Raw genomic sequence first — 3,544 nt, 5'->3', positions numbered from 1 at the left:
CGACGCTCAGCGGTCAGGCCCCCACCCTCCGGATACCGCATCCCACCGGCATACCGCAGGGATCATGAACCGTCACCACCCCCGACGACAACCCGCAAACCTCAATAACGCTCCCCCGTGCTGCCCACCAGCGTTCGGCGCCCGGCGAGGCGGTCGGCAGTGACAGCGCAAAGGGGCGGCTGGCGCGCTCACATCGCGCCAGCCGCCCCAGGCAAGTCCCCGCTCAGACTGCCGCCGCCCCTGGACGGGCTTTGCTTGCCCTACAACTTTCTGAGACGATATCCGCTTTCCGATCAGCGGGTGTGTCGGGTCGAACAAGGGTCTTGATCGGGTGATCGGGGTGCGGTCGGTGCATGGAGGCAGGACCTCGCGGTAGCTCGGGGTTGTCGAAGCCAACGAGCACCGGGAGGTCCTGTTGCTGCAGTCTGTCGCGCTCGCGCCCACAGAGTCCAACTCGCCGTCTCCGTCGTGTGACTGTCTCGCGCACAGGTTCGGCAACGCGGCTGACGGACCGGACCGCGTGCGGTGTTACGGCTCGGATCTGACAGACGCCGAGTGGCAGGTCGTCCGGCCGTTGCTTCCGGTCCCGGCATGGTTTCAAGGCCGGGGCGGCCGGCCGGAGAGCTATTGCCACCGTGTCATGCTGGACGCGGTGCGCTACGTGGTCGACAACGGCGTCAAGTGGGCCAACCTGCCTGCGGATTTCCCGCCGTACCGGCGCGTGCACGCCGTCGCCCGCCGCTGGCAGGCGACGGGGCTGCTCGCCGAGTTCCACGACCGGCTGCGCGACCGCGTGCGGGAGAAGGAGGGCCGCGCGGTGGACCCGACGGCCGCGGTCATGGACTCGCAGTCACTGCGGGCGGCGGCGAACATTCCGCGCTCGACGTCCGGCTGGGACGGCGGGAAGAAGGTCGGCGGCCGCAAGCGGCATGTGGTGGTCGACTGCCCCAGCCTGGTCCTGGCCGTCACCGTGACCGCGGCGAGCGTCCAGGACCGGGATGCCGCTGCCGGCCTGCTCGAGCGGCTGCGCTCGATGTACTTCTCGATCGGTCTGGTGTGGGCGGACGGCGGCTATGCCGGGAGGCTGGTCGACTGGGCGGCCGAGAACCTCCAGCTCACCCTGGAGATCGTCAGACGCTGCGACGACACAGCGGGCTTCGTGGTGCTGCCCCGCAGGTGGGTGGTGGAGAGGACGCTCAGTTGGCTGATGCGTTCACGTCGCCTGGTCCGGGACTACGAGACGCTGCCCGTCATGCACGAGGCCATGGTGCTGTGGTCGATGACCATGTTCATGAGCGGCCGCACCTGACGGATCCAGCCCCGCTCCGCCAGCCGTTTCGCTTTCGACCGCAGCCCCTCGACCTTCGCCGGCACCACCTCGAGCCCAAGAGCCGCGGCCAGTTGCTGACAGCGCATGCCCTCCCGCCCGGCGTCCGACTCCAGCAGACCCACGATGTACTGATAGTCCACTGCCAGCACGGATGCCGCCATGCCCGCCGTCCGGTGCGGCACCGTCGATCCCGCAACCGCACGCTTCAGCGCGGACTTCGGCGCCACGTCCGGCTCCCCGGAAAGCACCTCCGTCACCGTGACCCGGGCATCCACCAGACGCTGAAGAGCACGTTCCGCCTCTTCTAGCGCAGCACGCAACCGCGCCACCTCCTCCCGGATCTCCTTCTCCCTGCCTTCCAGAAGACCGATCACCGACGGCACCACGCACCTCCACGACCCAGACGAGCGGACGGAACACACCCATCTCTCCCGCCGTGAACCGAAACCCATGCCCACCCAGCCCGAACCAAACAGTCACGTTCGGAAAGCGGATGACGTCTCAAGCAAGCGCACCAGACGTTCAAGCACTCCCGCGCCGACTGACACGGCAGCATGGCTTCGGCGGCGCGCTGGTGGCAGCTCAGGCACATGCAGCACTCGCCGCCGGACGTAGCGCTGACAGGTCGGGCAGCCCCACTTCCCCGGCACCCAGCCGCCATCAGAACGGCGGTTCCGCAGACGGGTCCTCACCCCCATCGACGGGCGCAGCAGGCCGGACAGGACTGGCCGTGCCCCATGGATCATCCGGCGCGGTCTCCCACGGCGGAATTGGGCGCACGGTACGGATGATCGTGACGGCCGCGAACATCATCGACGCCCCCACATCGTCGACGTCCAGCACCACGCACGAGCACCTCTCCCCCTCCGGGGTCTCCCAACGGTCGGTCCGCAACCGGCCCGCCACCACCACCCGGGCCAGCAGCGTCACGCGCTCGAAGGCGCCGATGCGGGAAGGCCCACGTGACCTGCTTGAGCCGTGGTGCGGGGAAACCCGCTCGCCCGGTTCTGAGGGAGCCGGGGTCCCAGCAATGGGTCCCCGGCTACCCGACCGTCGAGCGCAAGAACGTCTGCATCTACTCCCAGCTCAAGAGCTGTTCGTCGTCCGAGGTCGCGGCGATGATCGAGGGCCTGCTGCGGCACTGCACAGACGCCGAGATCGAGGCCAACTACGTCGACACGCACGGCGCCTCGGTGGTCGGGTTCGCCTTCACCGAGCTGCTCAGCTTCCGCCTGCTGCCGAGGTTGAAGAACATCGGCAGCATCCGCCTGTACCGGCCTGACAACGCGCCGCCCGACTGGCCGGCGCTCGGCGGCTCGCTGACCCGGGCAATCCGCTGGGAGCTGATCGAGCAGCAGTACGACCAGATGGTCAAGTACGCCACCGCGTTCCGCATGGGGACGCGGAGGCCGAGCAGGTGCTGCGGCGCTTCACCCGCGGGGGCCCCAAGCACCCCACCTACGCCGCGCTCGAAGAACTCGGCCGTGCCGTGCGCACGGTCTTCGCCTGCGGCTATCTTGCCAGCCCCGATCTGCGCCGGGAGATCCACGGCGGCCTCCAGGTCGTGGAGAACTGGAACAGCGCGAACACCGTGCTGCACTACGGCAAGGATGGCGCTCTGACCGGGCCGGACAAGGAGCACGCCGAGACGTCGATGCTCGCGCTGCACCTGCTCCAGTCCAGCCTTGTACACGTCAACACTCCGTTGCTCCAGCAGGTCCTGACCGATCCGAAGTGGGCGAAGAAGCTCACCGACGAGGGCCGGCGCGGCCCGACCGCCCTGTTCTGGTCCCCCGTCAACCCGTACGGCACCTTCCGCCTGGACATGGACAAGAGGCTCGACCTGGGGCTGCCCGTCAGCGTGCCGCGTCCGCGTTCCACCCAATCCACCGCCACGGCGGCTCGCTGACCGAGTGGTCGCAGCGTGCTGATACACACAGGTTCGAGCGAGCACGGCGAGCCCGCACACGGCACAGCCGGTCCGAGCCGGCGCCTTATATGAACCCGATCGGACCCGCCATGCGTGATCTCTATAGGTAGTAAGGCAGTGGCCATGCGGGCAGAGGTTGGCGTCCGTTAGGACATCAGGAAAGGCCGAGGGAACGCGATTGCCGAGCTCAGCTTGGTGTTTAACCTCGGGTGTCACCCGACCTGCTGATCTGCGGTTCTTCCCGGGACAGCCGAGGCGGCCGTTCTCCACGCTTCGAGATGTTG

Annotated in this window: 3 protein-coding genes and 1 pseudogene; 2 read left to right on the top strand and 2 right to left on the bottom strand. The window is 68.2% G+C overall.

Going from position 1 to position 3,544, the window contains the following annotated elements; genetic code table 11:
* Positions 1 to 520: 520 nt before the first annotated feature.
* Complete coding sequence (locus tag AB0L95_RS41920; RefSeq protein WP_365171899.1) at positions 521 to 1,309, top strand: IS5 family transposase; 789 nt, start codon at positions 521 to 523, stop codon at positions 1,307 to 1,309.
* On the opposite strand, the gene AB0L95_RS41915 is transcribed toward AB0L95_RS41920, so the two are convergent.
* Positions 1,234 to 1,713, bottom strand: a complete 480-nt coding sequence (locus AB0L95_RS41915; RefSeq protein WP_365171897.1) for a hypothetical protein — start codon at positions 1,711 to 1,713, stop codon at positions 1,234 to 1,236. The genes AB0L95_RS41920 and AB0L95_RS41915 overlap by 76 nt on opposite strands.
* 277 nt (positions 1,714 to 1,990) lie before the next feature.
* On the bottom strand, positions 1,991 to 2,176 hold the full coding sequence (locus AB0L95_RS41910) for a hypothetical protein (protein ID WP_365171895.1): 186 nt from the start codon (positions 2,174 to 2,176) through the stop codon (positions 1,991 to 1,993).
* Positions 2,177 to 2,292: 116 nt separating this feature from the next.
* On the opposite strand from AB0L95_RS41910, the pseudogene AB0L95_RS41905 reads away from it, so the two are divergent.
* Positions 2,293 to 3,239 (top strand): annotated as a pseudogene (locus tag AB0L95_RS41905) (Tn3 family transposase).
* Positions 3,240 to 3,544 lie beyond the last annotated feature (305 nt).

This window comes from Streptomyces sp. NPDC052036 (genome assembly GCF_040680495.1).
In the GTDB taxonomy this organism is placed as follows: domain Bacteria; phylum Actinomycetota; class Actinomycetes; order Streptomycetales; family Streptomycetaceae; genus Streptomyces.
Note: the sequence above shows the minus strand (reverse complement) of the source record. Positions and strands in the feature narration are given on the sequence as shown.